The sequence below is a fragment of the Streptomyces sp. NBC_00464 genome (assembly GCF_036013915.1).
Classification (GTDB): Bacteria; Actinomycetota; Actinomycetes; order Streptomycetales; family Streptomycetaceae; genus Streptomyces.
Genome location: NZ_CP107899.1, coordinates 7,329,789 through 7,353,690, shown reverse-complemented (window position 1 = coordinate 7,353,690; position 23,902 = coordinate 7,329,789). Strand labels below are relative to the sequence as shown.

The window sequence follows — 23,902 nt, the reverse complement described above, 5'->3', positions numbered from 1 at the left end:
GGCGCCCTACAAGGGCAGACGCGCACACAGATGGATCGGCTCTGTCCAGTAATCGGTGGCGACCAACAGTGATGGGTTTCGTTGGCGTGGCGTCCGTGATGTCAACGAGCTTGTGCGTGTGGTGTTTTCATGGCTGTCTGCAGTGGTCGTCGAGGGCGTGACGGACGAGGGCGAGGTCATCCGGGTGTCGGCGGACCCGGGACGACCCGGCGCCGTGTCCCGTATGCGGGAAGCCGACGGGGCGGGTGCACGGTTTTCACGGGCGGAGGGTCGCGGGCGTGCCGGTGGACGGACAGCGGGTCGTCGTCTCGGTGAGGTTGCGGCGGATGCTGTGCCCGGAGCCCGGCTGTCGGCGACAGACATTCCGTGAGCAAGTTCCCGGCGTCGTGGAGCGCTACCGGCGGCGGACCAATCGCCTGGCCAAGCAACTCTGTTCCGTGGTGAGAGAGTTAACGGGCCGGGCAGGCGCCTGCCTCTCCCGTGTGCTGACCTGGGCAATCTCCCGCTCGACCGCCCTGCATGTGCTCATGCGCCAGGCATTGCCACCACCGCGCGTCCCGCGTGTGCTCGGCATCGACGACTTCGCCCTCAAGCGCCGGGACTTGACGGCTTGCCCTTCGGCCGGCCGGCTGCCCTGATCTCGATCGTGGCCTCGCGGTTCCGGCGCTGGATCGCGCGGAGTTCCATCTGCGCGCCCCAGGCTTCCATGGTGAAGCGGTTCTCGTCAGCCGGGTCGTCCAGTTCCCACGGACCGTCGTGTCCGTACGTGACAAGCATCTTCTCCTCGTCCCGCATCTTGTATCCGGTGTTCAGGCAGTCGACGACGTTGCGGCCCAGCCGGTCCACGGCGGCCGCGACGAGACCGTCGTAGGGGCCCCTCTCGTCCCGGAGCCAAGGGCCCAGCTTCGGGCGGGACACGGGGTCGGCGGCGCCCGAGACCTCCCAGTCGTCGGCCCAGCCAATGATGTGCGCGCCAACGGACGACGCTGTGGCTGTGAGGACGTTCTCCCGCTGACGCTCAGGAGACGACGTCGCCAGCTTCACGCGCGACAGTCGCCGCACTCGTAGGGACGTTCGATCGCATGTGGGGTCGTACCGTGCAAGATTCTCTCCGTTCGCGCACGCATGGCACGGAGAATCGGCGGCACGACCCCTGGGAGCGATCCTGGTCAGCCGAGGAAACTCAGCCGGACCTGACGGTTGGCATTGTCCTTGTTGGTATCCACCAAACTCCGTTGAGGCAACTGCCGAAGTAACGGGTCACTGTAGTCGCGCCAGGAGAAGCTCTTGCGTCCGTCACGTCGGCCGTCGTCGCGGCGGGGCCGGTAGATCAGCCGAGAACGGTGGCCGGGTTTGTAGCAGGCCAGGGCGGCGAAGGAGATCCGTCTGCGGGAGCGTCCGCCCGCAGTCAGGCGCACGGTGCCGCCCGCAACGCGCCTCGCGGAACCCGATCGGCCGCTGCCTTGGAGGCAGCGGCCGATCGTAGGGCTACCGGTCGCTCGTTCTCGCGCTCAAACGCTCGGCCTCGTCCAGCAATCGGGTCCGCGCGGACCTGTCCGGTACGAACCGGTCATCTGCGGCGACCGTGCGGAATCTCTCCCACGCCTTGCGCTCAATGTCCGTCGCGCCGGACTTCCGGTCCCGTTCGGCCGCACGGAGCGCAGCCGTGAGACGGGCCTCACCGGCCCGTGTCACCTTGTTTGCGTCGGCGAGCGCCGCCACCGTGGACCTGAGGCTTGGGAACGTCACCGGGGTCGTGTACGACGTGACGATCCACCGGTACGGGTATGCCGCGCTGAGGTACTCGCTCTGGGCGACCCCGTACACCTTGGAGCCGTCCGGGCTCGCCAGTACGAACCCACCCTGCTCGGACGTGATGCCGCCGATGTTGTGCCGGGCCGAGTCAAGCCTTGCGCCGGTTGCCGCGTCGTACGCGGTCACGACCTGGTCTCGGGGGGCCAGGCTGGTGCGTGTCGCGCAGCACGTCGCGGCGATGTAGACCCGGGTTCCGTCCGGGCTGACCGCTACGGACGTGTGCAGCGTCCGGGCGATCGGCGGGCTCTCGACGGCGTCGAGGTGCGACCACACCTTCTTACCGGTCCGCTGGTCGTAGGCGAGGACGACACTGGCGAAGTCACCGCTGCACGAAGCGCCCTCGCAGTGCCCGCCCGTGACGTAGACCAGGTCGTTGGACGGGCTCACCGCGATCGCCGGCGTCTTCGGGTTGTTCGCCCCGCGGCTCGGCTCCGTGAGACCGGGGAGCCAGCCCTCTTCGGCGGCACCGTAGGTGGTGGCCCAGAGCACCTTGCCGGTGGCCGTGTCGATGGCGTGCGTCTCCATGCGCTCGTCGAACGGCTCGTCGTCCACCTGCACCGTGGCGGTGACGAACAAGCGGTGTCCGTCGGCGCTGAGAGCGTTGTGCCACGACTGGTAGTTGGTGGTGACGGAGTCGTGGCGGGCCACCCACTGCTCCTTCCCCTGCTCGTCGCCGGTGAGCGCGTAGGCGACGGTGACCGGGTGCGCCGGGTACTCGCGTTCCTTGATCTGCCCGAACCCGGTGACGTACGCGTGCCGGCCGGACGCGTCGATGGCCAGATCGAGCCCGGCGAACGTCCGCCCCTTCTCGCCGTGACGGGCCACGAACCGCTGCTCACCGTTTGCGGCGTCCAGGGCGAGGATCATCATCGAGGCGTCGGGGAAGTCGGTCCACTCGGTGCCGCTCACGACGACACTCTCGCCGTCCGGGGTCACGGCGATCTGTGAGCCGCCGCCCGGACCCAGCCCGCGGATGGCGACGCCCGGATGCACGGCCCGCCACAGTTGCTCGCCCGGCTCGGGGTCGTCCGCGGTGCGCGCGGGCGCGTTGTTGTACGCGAGGACGACCAGGTCCAGGCGCTCCGTCTCGGGGTTCCACTCCTCCCCGGACACGTAGACCGTCCTGCCGTCGGGGCTGACGGCGACGCCGGCTCCGCGGGTGCCGCCCCAGTCGGGCACGGGGTAGTGCGCGGTCCAGGCAGTCTTGCCGGTGGCCGTGTCCACAGCTGCGGTCGTGAACTCGTGCTCGATGTGGGCTCCGCCGAACATGAACAACCGCTTGCCGTCGGGGCTGAGCGCCGAGTCTCCGAGGACGTGGCCCACGTCGTCCGCCGCCGGGTTGAATCCGGCTGCCCAGTCCTCGCTCCATGTGTCGGGGCTGGGGTCGATGACCCGGGAGACCCGGAAGCCGAATCCGGTGCGAAGGGAGACATCGGCACCGGTTGCGGTGACCACACCGCTGACGGTACCCAGGCCGGCGGCCGCGGGATCGACGGAGACCTTCACCGTGGCGCCGGCGTGAGGGGGGACACTGAGCTCCGCAGCGGACAGCCTCACCTTGCCTGCGGGCTCGGCCGCCAGTCGGAGGCTGACGGCCGCATCGGTGTCGTTGGTGTACGTCACCGTACGCTCGACCGGCTCGTTCCGGTCGGTCAGCGCGCCGAATGCGATGGCCGCGTCCGCGTACACGCCCTGAGCAGCGGCGCGTGCGACGTCCACCCGGCCGGTGCCCTGATCTGTGACGGGGTGTCCGGTGTCGGCCGCGGTCGAGGTCAGGGCGTTCTTGAGGTGTTCCCCGCGGAGACCGGGCCGGGCCTGCGCGAGGAGCGCGGCGGCGCCGGCGACGACGGGGGTGGCCATCGATGTGCCGGTCGCGCCCATGTAGTAGTCGTCGATCACCTGGGCGTTCCCGGCCATGGAGGTGCCGCCGGCCCGTGGGGCGACGATTCCGACGCCGGGAGCGACGATGTTCGGTTTGACCGCGTAGTCCTTCAGGCGCAGACCGCGGGACGAGAACGACGCCATGTCGTCGTTCTTGTCCACTGCTCCGACGGTCAGGGCCGAGTCCGCGGCGCCGGGAGAGCCGACCGCGCCGTACGGACCGGAGTTGCCCGCCGAGATCACGAAGAGGGTGTCGTGTTCCTTCGCGAGGCGGTCGACGGCCTGGGACAGGGGATCGCTTCCGTCGGTCGGGCTGCCGCCCAGCGACATGTTGACGATGTCGGCGCCGTTGGCGACGGCCCACTCCATACCCGCGATGATCCACGACTCCTGCCCCTGGCCCGAGTCGGACAGCACCTTGCCGTTGAGCAGTTTCGCGCCGGGGGCGATGCCGCGGTAGCGCCCGTCGGATGCGGCCCCCGTGCCGGCGACCGTGCCCGCCACGTGCGTGCCGTGGCCGAGGAGGTCACCGGCGAACTTGGCGCTGCTGAAGCCGATGACGACCTCTTCCGTGTCGCCCTTCCCGATGAGCTCCTTCAGGCTCGTGCCGTCGGCCTGGCTGATTCCGGCCGCCCACACCGAATTGCGGTGCTCCGCATCGAGGAGGAGCCCCGAGAAGAGGCCCCGTTCGTCGTTGCGCACGACCACGCCGGTGGCGCCCGCCTCCACTGCCGCGTCGTACTCCTCGGAAAGCGGGCATGCCTTCTGGTCCCGGTCGATGAGCGCGACCTTGCCCGCCGGGGAGGTGAGCAGCTCATCGCCCGCGCTGTCGACGCACGCCCGTCCGACGTACACCAACGACTCCGACGCGCCGGTCTTCGGCACGGCCCGGCCGCCGGGCATGCCGACGTAGCCGACCGGCTCGTCGAGCTGCGCGATGTCGAGGACGCCTGACGTCGCCGAGGAGCTGAAGACCTCCTCCTTGGTGACCTTGTCCTTCAGGTCGGGGTGCGTACGGTCCACACCGGAATCGAGAACCGCGACCGTGACGCCGGAGCCGTCGACTCCTTCTGCCCACAGTTTCGGTGCCCCGATCTGCGGGGCGGCCGTGTCGAGGGCCGCGTGCACGGTCCCGTCCAGCCACAGCTTCTCGACGCCCTCGGGCCACCAGCCGGTGACTCCGGCCTGGGCGGACAGGCGTGCGGAGCCGTCCGGCGCAGAGAGTCCCGCCCACAGGGCCGCGTCGCCGTCGCCGCGGTCCGCTCTGATGGCGCTCACGCCCAGATCCGGGAACTTACGGGTTACCGCGGCACCCGCGTCCGCCGCCAGATCGCGTGTGGCGGCCGGGTCACCTTCCACCAGGAGCGGCAGCTCGTTCCTTTCCGTGTCGGCGTAGCCTTCCCTGACCAGGTACGTGAGATCGAACAGCCGCTCGTCGACGCGTCCGCTCGCGAGAAGCGGGTCCGCGTCGGAGGGTACGACCAGGAGCATTCCGTCCTGGCCGCGGACGTCGAAGGTGATCCCGTCGCGGTCGTCGCCCGCCTTGACGGTGGGGGCCCGGTCGGGACGCAAGGTGACCGCGTCACCGGTCACAAGCGTGACGGTGACGGGCTTGTCGAGGCCGAGACCGGCGATGGCGCCGAGCACGTCGGCCGAGGTCGTGCCGGTCACGGCAGCGGTCCGGGGCAGGCCTGCGGGGTCTGCGGGATCCGGCGCCGCGGCCGCGGCGCCACCGGTGGTGAGCAGCCCTGCTGCGAGCACGGCCGCCAGCGGCAGCGCCAGACGCGGCCTGCGGAATCTTCCGGGCGGGCTCTCTGCGCGTGAATTCAACTGGTCCTCCAGGTCGGATCCGGCCGGCGTCGGTGGTGGCGGGCAGGCTTCAGAGCGGTTCGAGTGCGTCGTGCGTCGCATCGTCCACGTCGTCGTCATCGGGGAAGTCGTCGAGGCCGTCGTGGACATGGGGGTGCAAGTCGCCTGTCGCGTCGTCGGGCGCGCCGGGGGCGGCTGAATCGGGCTGCATCCGGCCAGGCTGCCCTCCCGGCCCGCCGACACCTATAAGGCGAATGCCTAGTTGTTACGTGCACGGACCGCCTGCCGCCGCCCCGAGGGGCGGCGAACACGTCACCCCGGGCTGTGCCCGGTCGGGATCAGACCGTTCTCCATTGCAGTGATCGCGGCCGCTGTGCGGGATGACACGCCGAGCTTGCGCATGGCCGAACCCAGGTGCACCCCGACCGTCTTGGGTGACAGGAACAGCGCTGCGGCGGCTTCCCGGTTGGTCATGCCGCGCGCCACCAGAGCGAGTACCTGCTGCTCCCGGGGGGAGAGCTCGTCCCCGTAGCCACGCGGGCCACGGCGCCCGGGGCGCGTGGTGACCGGCCCGGCGTCGTGCAGCACTCGTTCGACTCTGGCCGCGTCCCACGGGGCGCCGAGGGCAGAGAACCGGAGCCGCACGTCACGCAGGAGGGAGAGGCCGGCCTCGCGGTCGCCGCCGGCCAGCAGAGACCGGCCGTGCCGTTCGCGCGCGAGGAGTGCGTCGTGACGGGCGGGCAGGTCATCGAGTGCGACGGCTGCCTCACCGAACAGGGTTGCGGCCCGGCCGAATTCGCCACGAGCCCTGGCCACGTACCCTCGGCCGGTCAGGACCACTGCCGCCAGTACGGGGGCGGATCGCTGCTGTGACCAGGCGGCCATCCGGTCGAGGAGCGTCTCGGCGTCGTCGATCCTGCCGGTGGCGGTCAGCGCCTCAAGGTGCACGGGAGCCGCGAGGGTCCCGTCCAGCCAGGTCCCCTTCTCGGCGACGACCGTCATGAGCGGTGTGGTGAACTCCAGGGCCGCTACCGCGTTGCCGTCCGCCAGGGCGACCCGGCCCAGGGCCGCCGCGGCAAGTACGGCAGGAGATGTCGCCGGGCCGGCCGTGGTCCTCTCAAGGATCGTCCGAAGCCGTGTCACCGCACTCTCCCGCCGGCCCTCGGCGACTTCGAGCGTGCCTCGGATCGCACCCCCCGCCAGGCGGATCAACGGATGGGTTCCCTCAGACTCCAGCCGGGCCGCCCTGTCGGAGAGACCGCCCCACTCCCCGCTCCAGAGGTCGAGCAGCGCGTGGTCGAACTCGGCGAACTCGACGGCCCGCAGGTGGCCGACGGCCCGGGCGGAGCCGATGACCGCGTCAAGGCGCTCGCGGGCCTCCGGGAACCGTCCCCAGTCGATCGCGTGCTGGGCGACGTTGAGCAGCCCACGCAGGATGTCGTACGACTCCTCGAAGGAGGAGGCCGACGCGGGAATCGCGTCGGCGGCCGCCCAGCCGGACTCCTCGCCCAGGTCGAGGAGCCGCACCGCGCGGTCGATGTGCAGGGCTCGGCGTGCCGAGGCCGGTTCGACCTTGGAAATGACCACGCTCGCACGGTCCAGCCACGCCAGGTGGCGCGCCACCGGCCAGTCACGGGGGGCTTCGGGACGGGAGAGGAAGATCATGGCGCGGGCCGCGCTCGCCGGCCGGTCGTGCAGCTCGTCGACCGCGGCCCGGAACTGGTCGTGTCCCGCGTCGAATTCGGCGAGCTGGAACAGCAGCCAACCGAGGAGCAGCCGTATCTCTCCCCGCTCCGGCCCGGCGAGGGCGCCGTCCGCGAGGATCTCGGTCAGTGCGTTGCGCACCGCGAGCTCCAGGTCACCGAGCGGTTCGGTGCGGTGCACGGTCACCGAGCCGAGCTTGCGCGCCAGGCGGGCACGTTCTCCGTCCGTCAACGGCGCCGTGGTAAGCAGTGTGTACAGCATGGTCACGGCGGTGTGGTCGTCGCCGGACTCCCGCGCGAGGTCGGCTGCCGCCTCGGCGTACCGGCTCCACCCCTGTACATCCGCGGCGTCCTGGAAGTGCCGGCAGAGCCTCGCGACCGGTGGGTGGGTGAGCTGTTCGAGCGTCCATGCCGCCCGGTGGGCAAGTTGACGGCGCCGGGGGGCCGGTATCGCTTCGCCCACAGCGGTCGCGTCGAGGACGTGCCGGAAGGCGTACTGGCCGGGAGCTGCCTCAAGGAGGAGACCCGACGACAACGCGGCGGCGATTCCGTTCCGCGCGGTCGCCCTGTCCACGTCGGCCACGGCAGTGAGCGTGTCGGCGTCCGCGGACTCGACCAGCACCGCCGCGGCCTCCAGCATGTGGCGTGTGCCGGAATCCAGCCGGGCGACACGTTCGAGGACGGAGTCCCGCACGGTCGGTGGCACCACCAGGCCCCACAGCGCCCGCCGTGCCCAACGGCCCTTGCGGCGCACGATGTCGCGTCGGTCCCGCAGCAGCCGGACCGTCTCCTCGACCGCGAGGGGCACTCCATCGGCGTGCTCGTGCAGAAACTCGGTGAATTCTCGCGAAACCTCTTCCGTGCTGAGCATCGACATCACGAGCTGCCGGGTCGCCTCCGCGTCCAGCGGGACGAGTTCGGCCCGCACATGCCGCGCGCCGGCCGGCGGACGGGCCGTGAGGCGACGCAGGAGGGAGCCGTCGGTGACATCGGCGGGCCGGTAGGTGACCACGATCGACGGGTGTGCGCCGCCGCCGGCCGTCAGAGCCAGCAGCCACTCCAACGTCGCCGGATCGGCCCACTGGGCATCCTCCACAGCGAGGAGTTCGACGCCCATCCTTTCGACGAGTTCGGTGAGGGCGCGCATCACCCGGTGCCGGGTGCCGTGCGCGTCGTGCAACGGCGGGAGCGGTGGGGGCAGTTCGTCGGCCCATTCGGGAAAGAGCGGCTGCAGTGCTCCGGCGAGCCGGCTCAGGACGAGGCCGTCGATCGAGGGGCGGAGCCGGCGCAGGGCGTCCACCAGTGCGCCGAACGGAAAGGGTTCCTCGACCGGCGGGCAGGTAACGACCAGTGCCACCGGACGCGCCTGGGACGGGAATGGGACGAGGGCCGCGAGAGCCTCCCGCAGCAACCGGGTCTTCCCGATCCCCGCCTCGCCCTCGATGACGACGAAAGCGGGCCCCTCGCGGAGTGCGTCGAGCACCGCTCCGAGGACCTCGGACCGGCCGACGAAACCCGGCGTCAGCCGCTCCTTGACGCGCTTCGGTGAACTGCTGCCGAAGTCCTGGCGGCCATCGTGCCGACTCGTCGCCTCGTGCTCCCCCGGCCGTCATCGGATCATTCCGGTCGCCTCCACGCCGTGCCGAACACTAATGCCTCGGCAGGGCAGCGTTGACCTGCCGAGGACGGTCGGCATGCGGGACCCGGCGCTCTGTCGCCCGATCCGCCGCCCTCGGCTACGACGGCATTCGCCGCTACCTCTTCGTCCTCGAGCCGGGCCTCACCATCTGGATCACAGCGGCATCACCACGCTGCGGCAGATCACCGACGACCACGCCACCGCGCCGCCATCGACGACCTCGCCGGGACCGGGAGTGTTGGCTGACCGTGATCGGTGGGATCGGTCGCGGTCGGCCGGTGGGCGCTTGTGAGGCCGTGCTCGGCGTCCCGTTCGTCGGGTGCTCGGCTTGGGCGGGGGCCCGTGGTGGGGCCGGGAGGCCGGGTTGGCCAGCCGGCCAGGGCGGCAAGTCCGGTTGTTTCGGCGTTTCGGCGCTTCGGCGTTTCGGCGTTTCGGCGTTTCGGCGTTTCGGCGTTTCGGCGTTTCGGCGTTTCGGAAGATCTTGCGGAGGTTGTGGCAGGCGGCCAGCAGTCGCCGCGGGCCCCGTCCTCGCCGCGCAAGAGGAGCTGGCTGCCGTTCTGGCAGGTCATGATCCAACCGAAGACGGGTTCGACGATGGCCTTGCGGCGGCTGTAAGGGGCCCAGTCAGGCCTGGTCCGCGGCTTACGGGCCATCCGCTCCCTCAGGGTGGCGCTCGCCCGTATCCGTTCACGCGGCGCGGGCGGGGACCTGCTGTCGTGGGCCAGGTAGCCGGTGGCCATGAACGTGCAGGTACCGAAGGCCAGTTGACATTACCTCTCGGCTTCAAGATTGCTCTCGGAGCAGTAGGCGGCGTCGACCATTGCCTGCACGAGGTGGGTGCCGGTGTTCTGAGCGGACTGGTCGGGCACCGTGGTGTAGTTCAGCGCATCGGAGGCGTTGGTCGCCACGTCGGCTGCAGTGATGACCTGGTGTTCTTCGTCGACGACGGCTCGGGCGTTGTGGGCCTGGAAGCAGGCACCGTCGCAGCCCTTCATGGTCCGCGAGTCGGGATCGGTGTGGTGCCAGCGAGGCGGAGTGCGCCGATGGCGAGGTTGCGCCAAGTGGCCATCGCGCGGGGTGCATTGCCGGTCCGTAGCTGGGAGGCGTCCTCGGTGAAGGTGGTGTCCCGGACGTGGTGCAGCGATTCGACTGACCAGTGTCCGCGGATCAGGGTCGCCAGTCGGGCGGGCGTTGCCCGCTCTGCAGTCAGGTTGGTGACCGCGTAGACGGTGCAGGGTGGCCTGAGCTTGTTCCGCTTTGACGGACACCATTGGTGTGGTGGTCAGGCTGCGAGTGCGGTCTCGTATTCGGCGGGGCTGAGGTAGCCGAGGCTGCTGTGCAGTCGGTGCAAGTTGTACCAGCCTTCGATGAAGTCGAAGATCGCGGTGCGGGCGGTTACCCGGTTGGGCTAGGCGGAGGTGCCGAGCAGTTCGCGTTTGATGGTCGAGAAGAACGACTCGGCGAGCGCGTTGTCCCAGCACTGACCGGTGCGGCCGACCGATAGACGAACTCCGAACTGGTGTGCCAGGTAGGCGAATTGCCGGCTCGTGTATTGGCAGCCGCGATCCGAGTGGAAGATCACGGGACGGGTGGGGCGACGCTGCCGGCAGGCAGATTTCAGCGCGTCGGCCACCAGATCGGTTCGCAGGTGATCGGCGGTTGCCCAGCCGACCACGCGCCGGGAGGCGATGTCGATGACCGTGGCCAGATAGAGCCAGCCCTCGTCGGTCGGGATGTATGTGATGTCGCCGCACCAGCGGGTGTCGAGCCCGGTGCGGTCGGGCTGGAAGTCCCGGGCAATGAGGTCGGGGCGCCAAGCAGCCCCGGGATCCGGGATCGTGGTCGCCTGCCGTCGTCTACGGTGCCGGCCCTGCAGCCCGGCGGCCCGCATCAGTCGTGCGACACGACGGCGGCCGCACCCGGCACCCTCGCGTGTGAGCACGGCATGCACGCGCGGAGCCCCGTAGGTCCCGCGCGATCGCGCATGGACCTCGGTGATCTGTTCGGTCAGCTCCGCATCCCGCACCGCCCGGGGGCCGGGCAGGCCGGAGCGACGGGCGTAGAAGGCGGTCCTGGAGACCTTCATCAGCTCACACGCCCGTTTGACGCTGTGACCTGCACGCTTCTCCGCCTCGATGAACGGGTGCACCGTCACCGGGTCTCCTTCGCGAAGAAAGCTGTGGCTCGCTTGAGGACGTCGACATCCTCACGCAGCCGACGGTTCTCCCGCCGCAACGCGGCCAGTTCCTCGCGCTCACTGCTGGTCAGCCCGTTGCGCTCGCCCGCGTCGACCTCGGCCTGCTTCACCCAGTCCCGCACCGCGGTCTCGGTCAGTTCGAAGTCCTTGGCGACCTGACCGACCGACCGGTCGCCTCGTCGGCACAGACCGACGATCTCAGCCTTGAAATCCGGCGTGAACGAACGACGTGGGCGGCGAGGCTTCTTCTTCCCCATGCTCTCCATGATGGACATCCTCCCGGGGCTGAACCCCAGATCTCGAATGTCCGTCAAAGCGGATCAAGCCCAAACCATCGGACTCGCTGAGAAACTCGGTGTCCTCCAAGCGGCGCGACTGACCCGGCACCAAAGACACAGTGACGTTGACCGAATTCGGATCAACCGTGAGGGTGACAGGGACGGTCACAATGTGCCTACGCACTCGAACCGACGTTCGCTCGGCCCCTACTTGCAGAAGGCCTACTGCCAGGACTGTTTCGAAAGAGTCACCGTCCTGCTGAACCTTCTTGGCAATCCGGTACAACTGCTGGTGCAGACGGCGGTGCGGCACAGCAGCCAGCTCTTCCTGCGCCCACCGCTTCCATCGGCTGGCCCAGCTTTCGTAGGCTTTGCGCACCTCCGAGCTACCGATTTCCAATGCCTTCGGGTCCATGTCCTGGTCAGCGAAGGGGTCTGCCTGTTCGCTGACGACCGACGCATCGTCGAGCAGCTCGGGAGGCTCCGCCGCGGCGGTCGCAGCGGTCTCGACTGATACGCGTCCCTGCAGAATCGCCGGCAACCGCGGTGCTCCCAGGGGCGGACGGTGCTTCACCACCATGATGCGGGAGTCAGCGTCCTTCGCGCGGCGGACGAGCCCCTCTGGAACATCTGCAAGCCACACCACCTCGGGGTATTTGCTGCAGTTCCTGACAGGCCGGTAAGCACCTCGCACCAGCTCTTGAAGACAGTCGACCAACACGCGAGTGTCACGGACAGCTTTGGGATCGCTGCCATCGCGTACTGCCGGGCGTACCATCACATCCCCCAAACGCCCGCCACGGTGGCAAGCCTTCCAGAGTCCATGAGCACTACGAGTTAGGCAATGCGGCAGACCTCAGCCACGACGTTTTCCAGACAAGCAGCGGGGCACCGCCCGACCCGATCGGACACGCCTGAGGTAGCAGAGCAGGCAGCTACTGCAAGAACGCTGCCGAGCACGAACGCAAGAGCCCTGCGCCTTGGCCTGCGTGGTCACCTCGTCTCCGGCTCCGGGCCCGTACCCGCGTCCGTCCGCAGCTTCAGAACCGGCAAGTTCGCCCACTTCGCCCGCATCGACATCCCCGTGTCATACGTAACGAGTTGCACCGACCCGGCCGCGATCGCGTGCACTGCGAGGGCCCGGTCCACGATCTCGTCGTCCTCGTCTGGCAGCCGCACATGCCCCGGGTTGTCGAAGAACACCTCGACCTTCACCCGACCCAGGCGCTCATTGCTATCCAGGAGCCGGTCCAGCACCGCGAGGCTGTACCCGGCCCGCCACCGGACCTGCTTATCCCTCGACTCCTTCAGCCGGTCCAGCTCGTCGACAACCACCATCGGCACCGTCACCCGAACCGCTTCAGCTCCAGCGCCCGCAAGCACAAAGAAGTCAGTGTCCTCCAGCTTCGTCTCATGCTTGATGAACACGCTGGTGTCGAGCACAAGCACGGAAGTCATAGCCGGCCAACGCTGCATCTGCCCTTGGAAAGCATCCACTGCCGCATCCAGAGCGACTACGCGCTCCCTAACCTCGTTGGTAAGTAGCCCGTTCACCAACCGCTGCTGGTCGCTGCCTGCCAGATGCCCCACACCATCCAGCAGGGACTGATACATCCGAGTCCTGATCAGACGATCAATGTCGCTCGCACTGATCTGGCCGACCAACAGGCGCAGGGAATCGTTGGCCCACTCCAGGTAAGCCAGGAGACGGCCGTAGGCCGAGCCGTGGTGCTGCGATTCCAGGTTTCCCGCAGCCGCAGAGACGGATCGCAGAGCGCTGAGCACGTTGTCCCGGTGGGTTCCGGGTATCGGAGTGACGATCATCAGCGGATGATGTCAGGCCAACCCGCCCACTGCAGGACTTTCTCGGCATCCCCGCCAGACATCCGGGATAACAGACCCACTTTGCGGCTGTATGCATGCTCCGCAGTTGTCTAAGTTGCTGACCCTCGACTCCACCAAACTCCGTTAAGGCAACCCCCAGCCTATCCGGATCCCAACGCACGCCTGCCCAGCCGTGGTGGTCACCTCGCGAGGTGACCACCACGGCTGCAGCATCCACTCGGCATGCGTGGCGAGCCGTGCCCAGTCCCCACCACGTCAGCATCACGCCTTCCTTGCCGACTCGATCACGAGACGTAGCGTTCGGTCACCACCATCGCCGTCCCTGCGAGGACCGCTCCCACGCGCGACTCAGCCCACTCGGCGAGCAGCAGCGGCTTCTCGTCCACGGACTTCAGCAGATGAGCGATCTCCTCGGCGGTCGGCGCGACCGGAAGGGCACAGCCGACCATGTCGTGGCCTGTCGCGCTGGTGTGGTTCCCGGGCTCCTCCTCGGGATCGTCCGGCACCCATCGGCCGACCTCGATCTCCCACGAAGTCTCGTCGTCGCCTGGCTCCGGCGCTTCGATCGTCAGGTAGAAGCCGTCGGAGTCGTACGGCTCCACGAAGAGGCGACAGCTGGGGTCGTCGAGTGAAGCCCCCACGTCGCCGCCCTGGGCGTGCGCGGTGACCAGCACCCGGAGGGCAGCGACCGCCTTCTCCCGTTCCTCCGAGGTGAATCCCGACTCGCGTCGGTCGAGCTGCTCGCGCGTCTCGTCGCTCAGCGTGTCCAGCCCGTCGTCGTACTTCACGAAGGGGTGGCTGAACTCCCAGCAGCGCTCGGTCTCCGGCTCATCCTCGGTGGAAGCTCCCGAGAACTCTGCGAGTCCTGTCTGCAACCCGTGCTTCTCTTCATCCAGTTCGGATCGGATCGCCCTGCTAACCGTGCCGGGGAGAACTGCCACGGCACTTTCCAGGTCGGCCAGCGCCTGGTGAAGCCGCAGGCAGACGTACTCGTACCAGAGACTGTGGGCGCCGCCGAGAAGGTTGGGGCGGGCGGCAGGATCGGTCAGGGAGGCGAGGTGCGTGCGCGGGTAGTAGCCCACACGCCGTTCCCGGCGGTCGTGGATGCTGACAGGGACGGTAGCGAAGGCGGAGATCCTGTTGAGGGCGTCGACGACCGGAACCGCAAGGTAAGGCTCGGCAAGACTTGTCAGGGTCTTGGACACTACGCCGTCCGGACCTTGGTAGGTCGCCAGGATCTGAGTCTTTCCACGAGTGGCATGCTGAGAGTAGATGGTCAAGGAAACGCCTTTCGGCCGTCCGGCACACGACGGCCGGACAGAACAGGTGTGCAGGAAGCGGGTAGGAGGTGGGGGCGAGGGCGCTTTCCGACGCTCCGTACCTCAAAACGATCGGAGGTGGCCCAGGCACCGTCCCAGGCTCCATTCCTGCCCGCAGGGTAGCGCATACCCTGCGCTTCGCAAGCAGATATTCAGCGGGTCTGCCACACGAATCGGGTGACATCCGAACTGGCTTGCCTTGTGGGGCGGGTGGGACGGATTTCGCTGTGTCCAAGCCTCATCCGGAGGAGTTCCGCCAAGACGTCGTGCGGGTCGCAAGGAACCGCCGCGCGGGCCTGACGGTCGAACGGGTGTCCACCGCCTTTGAAGTCCACCCGATGACGCTTTGGAAGTGGATGCGTCGGACGGACATCGACGACGGGACCAAGCCCGGAACAGCCAGTCAGGAGAATACGGAACTTCAGGAAGCACGGCGGCGGATCAAACTGCTGGAGCAGGAGAACGAGATCCTGCGGGGGGCTGCGGCCTATCTATCGCAAGCGAATCTGCCGGAAAAGGATCTACCCGCTCGTGAGAGAGCTGGCTGGGGGCGGGTTGCCCGTCACGTCCAGTTGATGCAGCCGGACTTCGCAACAATCAAGCCTGGCACACGTCCGCGGCATTTTCGGCCACTCAACGACGGCGCCCGGCTGCTCCGCGTAACCTCACCGGCATGGGGGCATCAGAATCCGGTCCGGGCCAGGACTCCCACGAGGAGGCACGGCGGCGGCTAAACGCGTACACGTACCTCAGCGCGCCCGAGCGGCTGGAGCACGTCGCGATCATGCGGGTCTTCTGCGGAACGCTGCTGGCGGATCTCGCCGTCCCCGACATCATGGTGAAACTGCGCCAGGCCGGAACTTTCGCCGCGGGGCTCGACGCCGACACCCTCACAGTCCGGCTGGAACAGCTGGTGGCCTGGGGAAACCTGCTGCGCAGCAGCCACACGGTGAACGCGTCCAGCATCAGCGAGTACCAGCGTTCCCGCTCGCGCTACCAGCTGTCGAAGCTGGGCGAACGTATCCAGCGGGACGCCGACGGGGTGCTGACCGAGGCCGACGCCGCCCGCGAGGTCAGCAACGAACTGCTGGCCCTGGTCGAGCGCGGACTACGGGAGCTGGCCGACCTCGTGACCGCGCCGGGCGGCGTCGAGCCGCAGGACGGACTGGAGCGAATCAGCACGCTGTTCGTGCAGTTCACCGAGTTCGCGGACTCCATACGCGACTTCTACGCCTACCTCGGCCAGGTGCTGTCCCGCTACGACCTGGACAGCGCCGAGTACCAGGGCTTCAAGGAACTGCTCCTGGACTACGTCGAGGCGATCACGGAGGACGTGGCGTTCCGAGCGCCCCGGATCTCGGCGGCGTTGGACACGCTGTGGCCGCACATCCCGGCTCTGCTGGACCGGCTGGACTCCCACGCCCAGGGACTCAACGGGATCTCGACGCAGGCGCAGAGCGAAAGCCGCCCTGACATCCGGATCCAGCGCAGCCGCGGCCGCGAATTCGCGGACTGGGAGAGCCTGCGCGGCTGGTTCTGCAACACCGACGGCCAGGGCAGCCAGGTCGACCAGCTACGCGACGCCACCCTGCGCGCGTTGCAGTCGCTGCTCGCCAACGCCAAGCGAATGCTGCGGTCAGCCACCGGGGAGATGTCCCGGCGCAAGGATCTGCTGCGGCTGGCCCGCTGGTTCGACGAAGCGGCTCCGCGGGACGCACACGACATCGCCGTCGCCGCATTCGGGCTGTACGGCGCCCGCCATCTGGGCATACCTCCGGCCACCGACGAGGTGGTGCCCGCCTACACGAGCTGGTGGACCGGTCCGGTGGTCGAGGTACCGGTGGCCCTGCGCGAGCGAGGCAGCCGGGCCCAGCGGGGGCGGGCCTCAGCGGTAGAGGACCACTCCGCGCAGAAGCGGCTGCTGAGGGAGGCAGCCCGTCAGCGGGCAGCGGCCAGAGCAGCGGCAGCCGACGAACTGCGCAGTGCGTCCGGCCGGTTCGCCGACGTACGACTCACCTCGGCGGCGCTCGGGCTGCTTCTGGAGCTGCTGGCCACAGCGCTCGGAAACGCACAGCTCAGCAGGCCCGTCAGCACGGACGGGGAGAGGACGGCGGGGTTCGACCTCGAGTCGGCCAGCAGTGAAGACGCCGAACTGCGTATCCGCCTCACCGTGCGCCGGACGGCAGGCACGCGAACGATGCTGTACTCGGCCGACGGCGACCTGCTGCTGGACGACCTGGAGCTGGACATCGGCCGCACCTCCGCCGCGGTCGACGGCGAAGCGGAGGCGAGCGTGTCATGACCCTCCCCTCGACTCACGACGTAGCCCTGGCAGCCGAGCGCCGCACCGCTGCCCGCTTGCTGCTCGCTCACCCGCTGGTCGCGTCGGACGGCCCCCACGCCGACCTCTTCCCGCTGATCCGCCGGCACGCCGACTGGCTGGGCAAACGGTTCCAGCAGGTGCTTGGCTACCGCCTGCTGGTCGACAGCTCCTACGCCCGGCTGTTCAAGGCGGGGCTGGGGGCGGGTTCGGGTCATCGGTTGGAGCGCTCCACCGGCACCCCGTTCACCCCACAGACGTACGCCTGCCTCGCGCTGGCCTTGTCCGTGCTGGTGACTGCGCCAGAGCAGATGCTGCTGTCCCACCTGGTCGCCGACATCAGGGCCGCCTCGGCCGACGCCGGGATCGAGCTGGAGGGAACGGGCCGGGCGGCTGGGAAGCGGACCCTGGTCGCGGCTCTGCGCCAGCTCGTCGACTGGGGCGTGCTCATCGAGACCGAGGGCCAGGTGGCCGCACTTGCGCAGGAGGCGGGCGGCGAAGCCCTGATCACGATAGACCGGGAGCTGGCACGCGTGGTCGTCGCCGGCCCGCTCTCCCAGGCTCGGAACGGCGCCGACCTGGTCCGGCGGGCAGCGGACCCGGGCTTCGGCGGACCACGCACCTACGTGCGCCGGATGCTCGTCGAGACACCCGTCGTCCACCTCGACGAGCTCACGGACGCCGAGCGGGACTGGCTGCGCACCCGGCAGCGCCGGGAGGCCCAGGCTTTCTCCGAACTCCTTGGTCTGGAGATGGAGATCCGTGCCGAGGGCGTGGCGCTGGTGGACCCCGAGGAAGAACTCACGGATCTGCACCTGCCGGGCACGGGGACCGTCGCACAGGCCGCGCTGCTGCTGGCGGAACGGCTCGTGGAACGCCTTCGGCCGCAGGAACCGGGGCATCCGGCGACCGGCGGGACACTCATCATCGGGGTGGCCGTCCCGGACGGCCTGGTGGACGAGGTCCTCGCCGAGCTCATCACCGAGTACGGGCAACGCAGCAACTGGCAACGCGGATACCTGGAAGACCTTCCCTCCCTGCGAGAGGCCGTACTGGACCTGCTGGTCCGCATGCGGCTGATGGCCCGCGCGGGCCGGCTGCGCGCCGAGGGCGAAGGACTGCCGGAGGGGTACGTCGAAGAGGCATCGGAAGGACGCACGGTGACCGATGTCCATGGCGCACGGCCCGGCGGCGACGGCTGGGTGCTGCTGGCTGCAGCGGCTCGCTACGCCACCCAAGTCATGGTGCGCCCGGCCACCGCAGTCGGCAAGGACACAGACGTTCAGGAGGAGTTGCCGCTATGACCACCGACGCGCGTGGCCTCGTTCCGCTGCCGCGTTCCGGAGCTGCGACAACCGTCGGCCCCACAAGAGACGGCGGCACCCGCTTCCGGCTGCACCGGGCGGGCATCCAGAACGTCTGGCAGTACGACGAGCAGGAGTTCTCCTTCGGCGACGGACGGCTGCTGCTGCGTGGCAAGAACGGTGCGGGCAAGTCCAAGGCCCTGGAGACGCTGCTTCCGTACCTTCTGGACGGCGACTCCCGGGCACTGGACGCGACAGGCACCGGCCGCACCACGCTCGCGTGGCTGATGCTGGACGGGTTCGAGCAGACCAACCGTCTCGGGTATCTGTGGGTGGAGTTCCGGGGCACAGCCGACGACGGCGGTCACCGCCACCTGACGCTCGGCGCCGCCATCCGCGCCTCGAAGTCGACGCAGAAGGCACTGCCGACGTTCTTCGTCACCCCGCTGCGGATCGGTGAGGACCTGCATCTGGTCGAGGCGGGCAAGCCGCTACCGGTCGACCGGCTCAAGGAGATCGTCGGCTCCGACAACACGACCGACCGTGCGGTCCAGCACCGCTCACGAGTGGCCCGGGAACTGTTCGGCATCACCGACGCGACGCGTTACCGCAACCTCACACAGCTCCTCCACCGGCTGCGGCGCCCGACAGTCGGCGACCGCATCGAACACGGGGGTCTGGTCTCCCTGCTGAGCGAGACCCTGCCAGGGCTCGACGAGGACGTGGTCGAGAAGGTAGCGCGCAACCTCCACGACCTCGACGCCGTACGGGACGAACTCGGCCGCCTTGAACGCACCGACGCGGCCTTGCGCACGTTTCTCACCAGTTACCGCGGCTACCTGGCCGGGGTCCTGCGCACTTCCGCCCAGAGCGTGAGCCACGAGCTGGGCGTCCTCGCACAGCGGCGCCGGGCGGCCGGAGACGCCGCACAGCGGACGAGCGACCTGAGGACGCAGGAGGAGGAGTCGGAGGGCCGACTGGAGACCCTGCGCGACGAAGAGCAGAACGCCCGGACCGACCTGGCCGCCCTGCACGCCAGTCACGCCTACCGCAGCCTGCGCGAACTATCGGAGCGCCGCAGCACGGTGGAGGCGCTGCACACCGCCGCCGCGGCTGCGTTCACGACCTTGAGCAACGCGCACGATACGGAGGAGGGCTCGGCCGAGCGACTGGCCGAAGGCGTCGAACACCTCGGAAGCCGACTGGCCGAGCTGGGAAGCGAACATCGGGAGCTGCTGACGCAGGCGGAAAAGGCCGGACTTCCCACCGGCCATCTCGGCGAGGCGGTGGCCCTGCCGCGAACGGTTCTCGCCCAGGCCACCGAAACCGCGTTGACGACTCCGGACGGGGAGACGCGCGCCGTACGGCACCGGTCGGCGGCCCGCGTGGACACGGTCACGGCTCAGGAAGGACTGCGGTCCTGGCAGGACCAGTTGCAGGACGCCGAGACGGTCGCGAGAAATCGGGCCCGGATGGTGCAGGAGGTGACCCGCCTCATCGCACGGGCGGACGAGGCCCGGGGCGCGGCAGCTCAGGCCGATGCCGAGCGCGAACGGCTAGAGGGCGAGGCGGAAGAGGCCGTCGGCCACCTCGACGGCAGCCGTCAGAAGGTCGCCGAGGAGAGCGGCGCCTACTCCCGTCAAGTCGCCGAGTGGGCGGTGCGCACTCGGACTGCACTGGGTCCCGACCTGCCGTCGCTGGACGCCGTCCACGCCACTGTCGGCCACGAGACCTCTACTGACGCGCCGTTCGTAGACCGCACACTGCCGCCCGACATCGACAGCCATGCGTGGCGGACCGCTCAGGCCGCGTTGGAGCCGTACGGCGAGGAACTCACCGGATGCCGGGACACATTGGCGCTCGACGTCGGCCGACTCGGTGAGGAACTCGACCGTCTGGCGGAGCAGAAGCGGGACTGGGAGCGGCGTACCGACCCCGAGCCGCCGGCCCCACACCATCGTGCCGCCGCGAGGAAGCCGGGCAGTGGAGCACCTTTCTACCGGCTCGTGGACTTCGTGGACGAGCTGGCGCCGACCGACCGAGCTGGTCTGGAAGGGGCGCTGGAGGCGAGTGGAATCCTGGACGCGTGGGTGAGTGCGGACGGCGTCCTGCTCGATTCACGCATCCGGGACACCCTTCTCCGGCAGGGTCCCGTGCTGTCCGACGGACCGACTCTCGCCTCGGCCTTGCGCCCAGCCCCTGAACCGGGTTGCGGCATCACAACCGAGCAGGTTGAGGGTCTGCTGGCCAGCATTGCACTCGCATCGACACAAGAGACTTCCGCACACAATGCGGTTTTTTTCGACGGCAGTTGGCGTCTGGGCGTACTCACCGGTCGCTACGACAAGGGCGACACCGAGTACGTTGGGGCCGCCGTACGGGCCGAGACTCGGCGTCGCATCCTCGCCGAGTTGGAGGAGCGAACCACGCAGACGGAACAGCGGCTGGCCGACGTTCGCGAAGCGCTCGCCGTAGCCGATGCCACGCGTCGGGCTCTCACGCTCGCAGAACGGGATTTCCCCAGGGCACGGAATCTCGCGGACGCATGGAGCAGAACCGAGTCAGCAGAACGGACCCTGCGCGGCCTGACCGCCAAGGCGACCCGCGCGGCGCGGCTGGCCGAGGAGACACGCGCTCTCGCGGTATCGGCACGGACCGAGGCGGATTCCACTGCGACCGCCCACGACCTGCCCGGCGACCCGGCCACCCTAGACAGTGTGCGCACCGCACTGACCGGCCTGCTTGGCGGTATCGGGCATCTGCGCAGGGCCGTCAGCGGCACTGGTGGGCGGCTCGGTACCAACCAGGCCGATGCCGACTGGTACGGACGAGCCCAAGGGGATCGCCTGGCCGCGGACGAGAGCTACCGGCTCCACCTCGCCGGACTGCGCACCGCTGAGCAGGACCTGCGTACCCGCGAAGAGGCCATCGGATCGTCCGAGGAAGAGATCCTCTCCCGCGAGCAGGAGGCCAAACAGCGCATCGCGAACGCCGACCGCGCCCTGCCCGGGGCGCAGAAAGCCCGCGACGACCTCCACGACCAGCGCGTGCGCGCGGAAGAGGACGAGAAGCGCCTGCGCGGAACCCTGGCGGACCAGGAAACGACGGTCATCGACACCGGCAGCGCTCTTCGCACTGCTCTCGGCCGACCGGAGGTGGTGCTCGGCGCCGGCCTCGACCGGTCCTCGCTGCCCGAGTACGTGTCGGACGATCCCGGCGCGGACGTGCGCAGCCGTCTGCGAGCGCTGCGGGCCCTCGCCGACGCCGTGGAGCAAGCCCTCGGCCGCCCGAAGGGCGAGGTGTCGGACAGCACCCTGCTCAACCGTCACACCGATCTTCGAGATCAACTGGCCGGTGGGTTCGATGCGCAGCTGGAGGAGCGCCACGGGATCAAAGTGTGTCGGCTGGTCGACGACCACGGGTCTCATGACGTCGCGGCTGTGGGCGAGCGGATCGCGGTTCAGGCCACGGAGGCCCGAGGGCGGCTCACCGAGCGCGAACGTGAGGTCTTCCAGCGGTTCCTGACCGGCGAGCTAGGCGACCACCTCTCGGCGCAGGTCATCACCGCTGCGAACCTGGTCGCGGCTCTCAACGCCACCTTGCGGACCGTGCGCACCTCCCACGGCCTCGGCGTCGAGCTGCTGTGGAAGCTGGACGAGGATGTGGACGCGGATGTACGCGCGGCCGTCGAGCTGCTGCGCAGTCCGTCGAGCCTCAGGACGCGGGAGCAGACCGAGCAGCTGCGCGAGGTGCTGCATCGCCGGATCGAGGACGCCCGTCGTGCCGACCCATCGGCCGGTTACGCCGCCCATCTGCGGACCGCGCTGGACTACCGCGACTGGTTCCGCTTCCACACTTTCGTGGTCGAGGACGCGGCCCCAGGCCGCCGTAGGAAACTGACCGGCCGGACGGGGCTCAGCCAGGGCGAACAACGCGTGCTTTCCTACCTCGTGCTCTTCGCCGCAGCAGCGGCCCACTTCAGCAGCCTCGCCGAATCGGCACCTCACGCACCACGCCTGATCCTCCTGGACGACGCCTTCGCCAAGGTCGATGAACCCACCCACGGCCGACTGGGCCGTATCCTCGTCGACCTCGATCTCGACTTCGTCCTCACCAGCGAGCGGCTCATGGGCAACTGGCCCGAGGTTCCGTCCCTGCACATCTACGAGTGCCTTCGTGATCCCCACGTACGCGGGGTGGCCACCCTGCACTACACCTGGAACGGTCGGCACCGGCGTCTGGTGTCCGTATGAGCGGGCTGCCCGCCGCAACGCGCGACTGGCTGAAGGGACCCGGACTCGCCCGGCTGTGGCAGGGAGCACGTAAACGCCTGGAGAGCAACGGCGTACAGGCCACGGGTTCGCTCCGGCTGACCGCGATGAACGCCCAGGAACGCAACGATCTGTCCCTCCTACTGGGCAAACCCCTCACAGGTGCCGCTGCGACCATACGGCTCGACGTGCTCGACGCACGGCTACGCGCTTCAGCCGCCGGACTCGGACTCAGACGGACTCTGGAAGAACTCGGACCGCCACTCACCGACCGCCGTGCCGCCCGCGCGGACGTGGCGGCGCGGCGGGAGCGGGTGTGGTCGTCCCTTTCTTCGTCACTGGACGCCTCCCCGCTCGCTGACCAGGAATGGCCTCAGCAGTGGTACGACCTGCTGCGCCGTACCGGTGTTCCGAGAGGAGTGACACCTGAAGCGGCGATATGGACACTCCAGCAGGCGGTCCAAGTCCTCACCGCTCTCCTCGGCCCCGAAGGCACTGAACGCAACGGCACGCGCGGCCGAGGAGAACTCGCAGCCATGACGACCGGCTCCGCCCACGGCCTTGACGACGGCACCTGGCTCGCACGCGTCGTCCAACGCGGCGTCGCCCTCGCCCATGGCACCGAGTTCCCCGACGACGCCGCCGGCCGACGCGCTCTGTGGCGGCTGGTGTCCGTCACGCCGGACGAGGTCTCCAGCACGGTGCTCACCTACGGGCTGCGACCCGTCGGCGAGGGCTGGCGGGAGCGTGCTCTGCGGGAGCGGGCCGACCATCACTGCGAAGTTCATGTCACACCACGCGACCTCCGTGACTTCCGGCTGCAGCTCCCCGCCGCAACGCTCATCCACATCTGTGAGAATCCGCGTGTTGTGGAAGCCGCGGCGGACGCCGCCTGCGTCCGGCCCATCGTGTGCACCTCCGGCAGTGCCGCCACCGTGGTCTTCACGCTTCTCGACGCCCTCGCCGCCACGGGTTGCCGCTTCGCGTACCATGGCGACTTCGACTGGCCGGGGATCGCGCTGGCCAACCGGGTGATCCGCCGCTACGAAGCCCTGCCGTGGCGCATGGACACTGCGGACTACGAGCGCCTGGCCGCTCGCAGTCAATCCGAGGCCATCCCTCAACTGGCTCTCGACGGCGGGCCGGTCGACGCAGACTGGGACCCAGACCTCGCCCCCGCCATGACCGCCCTCGGCGTCGCGCTCCACGAGGAGGCCACCCTCGATCTGTTGGTGGCAGACCTGTCATGCCAGGTGTAGTGCGACGTCAGCATCATGCCGAACTCACCTGGACTGTCAGTCCCTTTCGGCATCATTGACGCTCACACCTGATACGACACCGTGCCCGGGTGGCGCTGACCAGAGGATCACGTCGCGGGTCGGTGCCGACGATTGGAGTCCGATGGCCGCGGCCAAACCACGCCTGTCTCTTCCTCACGACTTCCTGCGTACGGTCATCGCGCGGGCGTCCGACGATTCCCCGCCTACCCGCATGGCTGTCGAGGCGATTCGCGCGGCGCCC

16 protein-coding genes and 3 pseudogenes are annotated in these 23,902 nt (G+C 69.1%); 6 read left to right on the top strand and 13 right to left on the bottom strand.

The genetic code is table 11. The features are described 5' to 3' along the window. Positions 1-55 precede the first annotated feature (55 nt). A pseudogene (locus OG912_RS33200) lies at positions 56-599 on the top strand (transposase family protein); the annotation flags it as partial. Here the strand turns inward: OG912_RS33200 and OG912_RS33195 are convergent. The 13 genes and pseudogenes from OG912_RS33195 to OG912_RS33135 all read right to left on the bottom strand — a co-directional run bounded on the left by OG912_RS33195 (position 589) and on the right by OG912_RS33135 (position 14,372). Further along, the gene (locus tag OG912_RS33195) at positions 589-1,044 is read right to left on the bottom strand and encodes a recombinase family protein (RefSeq protein WP_327712502.1); all 456 of its coding nucleotides are present in this window, start codon (positions 1,042-1,044) and stop codon (positions 589-591) included. The pseudogene OG912_RS33200 and the gene OG912_RS33195 sit on opposite strands and share 11 nt — an antisense overlap. Positions 1,045-1,253: 209 nt before the next feature. Further along, a pseudogene (locus OG912_RS33190) lies at positions 1,254-1,403 on the bottom strand (IS630 family transposase); the annotation flags it as partial. A gap of 85 nt (positions 1,404-1,488) precedes the next feature. Next, a complete protein-coding gene (locus OG912_RS33185; protein WP_327712501.1) occupies positions 1,489-5,526 on the bottom strand; it encodes a S8 family serine peptidase in 4,038 nt (1,345 codons plus the stop codon). 49 nt (positions 5,527-5,575) lie between these two features. Continuing rightward, complete coding sequence (locus OG912_RS33180) at positions 5,576-5,716, bottom strand: hypothetical protein (RefSeq protein WP_327712500.1); 141 nt, start codon at positions 5,714-5,716, stop codon at positions 5,576-5,578. A 101-nt stretch (positions 5,717-5,817) separates the two neighbouring features. Next, positions 5,818-8,733 carry a helix-turn-helix transcriptional regulator gene (locus tag OG912_RS33175; protein ID WP_327713600.1) on the bottom strand — a complete coding sequence of 972 codons (2,916 nt, stop codon included), beginning with the start codon at positions 8,731-8,733 and terminating at the stop codon, positions 5,818-5,820. A 573-nt stretch (positions 8,734-9,306) separates the two neighbouring features. Then, positions 9,307-9,866 (bottom strand): annotated as a pseudogene (locus OG912_RS33170) (transposase); the annotation flags it as partial. Next, positions 9,839-10,057 (bottom strand): hypothetical protein, encoded by a 219-nt coding sequence (locus OG912_RS33165; RefSeq protein WP_432762330.1) that lies wholly within the window; start codon positions 10,055-10,057, stop codon positions 9,839-9,841. The pseudogene OG912_RS33170 and the gene OG912_RS33165, both read right to left, overlap by 28 nt. Positions 10,058-10,129: 72 nt before the next feature. Continuing rightward, positions 10,130-10,198, bottom strand: coding sequence for a hypothetical protein (locus OG912_RS33160; protein ID WP_327713599.1), 69 nt, complete (start codon positions 10,196-10,198; stop codon positions 10,130-10,132). 57 nt (positions 10,199-10,255) lie between these two features. After that, complete coding sequence (locus tag OG912_RS33155) at positions 10,256-11,002, bottom strand: IS3 family transposase (protein WP_327712499.1); 747 nt, start codon at positions 11,000-11,002, stop codon at positions 10,256-10,258. Further along, positions 10,999-11,301 carry a transposase gene (locus tag OG912_RS33150; RefSeq protein WP_371604326.1) on the bottom strand — a complete coding sequence of 101 codons (303 nt, stop codon included), beginning with the start codon at positions 11,299-11,301 and terminating at the stop codon, positions 10,999-11,001. The genes OG912_RS33155 and OG912_RS33150 overlap by 4 nt, the downstream gene beginning before the upstream one ends. Continuing rightward, positions 11,243-11,965, bottom strand: a complete 723-nt coding sequence (locus OG912_RS33145) for a hypothetical protein (protein WP_327712498.1) — start codon at positions 11,963-11,965, stop codon at positions 11,243-11,245. The genes OG912_RS33150 and OG912_RS33145 overlap by 59 nt, the downstream gene beginning before the upstream one ends. 350 nt (positions 11,966-12,315) lie before the next feature. Continuing rightward, on the bottom strand, positions 12,316-13,146 hold the full coding sequence (locus OG912_RS33140; RefSeq protein ID WP_327712497.1) for a PIN domain-containing protein: 831 nt from the start codon (positions 13,144-13,146) through the stop codon (positions 12,316-12,318). A 305-nt stretch (positions 13,147-13,451) separates the two neighbouring features. Continuing rightward, complete coding sequence (locus OG912_RS33135; RefSeq protein WP_327712496.1) at positions 13,452-14,372, bottom strand: hypothetical protein; 921 nt, start codon at positions 14,370-14,372, stop codon at positions 13,452-13,454. 341 nt (positions 14,373-14,713) lie between these two features. Here OG912_RS33135 and OG912_RS33130 point away from each other — a divergent pair, with 341 nt between their 5' ends. Genes OG912_RS33130 through OG912_RS33110 form a run of 5 tightly spaced genes read left to right on the top strand, consistent with a single transcriptional unit; the run spans position 14,714 to position 23,640 of the window. Beyond that, on the top strand, positions 14,714-15,220 hold the full coding sequence (locus tag OG912_RS33130; RefSeq protein ID WP_327712495.1) for a transposase: 507 nt from the start codon (positions 14,714-14,716) through the stop codon (positions 15,218-15,220). Continuing rightward, on the top strand, positions 15,160-16,788 hold the full coding sequence (locus tag OG912_RS33125) for a TIGR02677 family protein (protein ID WP_327712494.1): 1,629 nt from the start codon (positions 15,160-15,162) through the stop codon (positions 16,786-16,788). Before OG912_RS33130 ends, OG912_RS33125 begins: the two co-directional genes overlap by 61 nt. Beyond that, positions 16,785-18,110 (top strand): TIGR02678 family protein, encoded by a 1,326-nt coding sequence (locus tag OG912_RS33120; protein WP_327712493.1) that lies wholly within the window; start codon positions 16,785-16,787, stop codon positions 18,108-18,110. Before OG912_RS33125 ends, OG912_RS33120 begins: the two co-directional genes overlap by 4 nt. Continuing rightward, a complete protein-coding gene (locus OG912_RS33115; protein WP_327712492.1) occupies positions 18,107-22,363 on the top strand; it encodes a TIGR02680 family protein in 4,257 nt (1,418 codons plus the stop codon). Before OG912_RS33120 ends, OG912_RS33115 begins: the two co-directional genes overlap by 4 nt. Then, positions 22,360-23,640 carry a TIGR02679 family protein gene (locus tag OG912_RS33110; protein ID WP_327712491.1) on the top strand — a complete coding sequence of 427 codons (1,281 nt, stop codon included), beginning with the start codon at positions 22,360-22,362 and terminating at the stop codon, positions 23,638-23,640. The genes OG912_RS33115 and OG912_RS33110 overlap by 4 nt, the downstream gene beginning before the upstream one ends. Positions 23,641-23,902 lie beyond the last annotated feature (262 nt).